This is a genomic window from Pseudomonas sp. NMI542_15 (assembly GCF_021283425.1).
GTDB classification, from domain to species: Bacteria; Pseudomonadota; Gammaproteobacteria; order Pseudomonadales; family Pseudomonadaceae; genus Aquipseudomonas; species Aquipseudomonas fortuita.
In genome coordinates, this window is the sequence record NZ_JAJSRO010000079.1 from 1 (window position 1) to 395 (window position 395).

A 395-nucleotide genomic window follows, 5' to 3' on the forward strand; every position below is an offset into this window, starting at 1 on the left:
ACGGTCGCCGGGGTACCGATCTGCAGGTTTTCCAGCGGCGCACCGGTGACGGTGGCCTTGTCGATGCTGACGGTGATGGTGCCTTTATCAACAAAGACGTCATCGCCTTGGGCCGGCGCCGAGATGGTCTTGGTGGTCTCGCCAGCGGCGAACACTACGGTTTCACCGGTGCTCAGCAGCACGGTCAGCGGCTTATCGATGGCCTGGTTCAGGGTCACCTTGAAGGTCGGCGCAGTCGCTTCGTTCACCGACTCGGTGACTGGAGTGATGCTGACTTTCACCAGGTTCCCGGCGCCGTTCGGCTCATCGCTGACAGTGGTGGTCACTGGCGTCTTATCGGTCACCAGGTTTTCGAACTTGGTGTCACCCGAGACCGAAATGTCGGTGATCGACTT

1 protein-coding gene is annotated in these 395 nt (G+C 60.3%); it reads right to left on the reverse strand.

Features of this window, described 5'->3' with window-relative positions:
* Positions 1-395: immunoglobulin-like domain-containing protein (locus tag LU684_RS30495; protein ID WP_232895378.1), on the reverse strand; the 395-nt coding region annotated here is incomplete at both ends.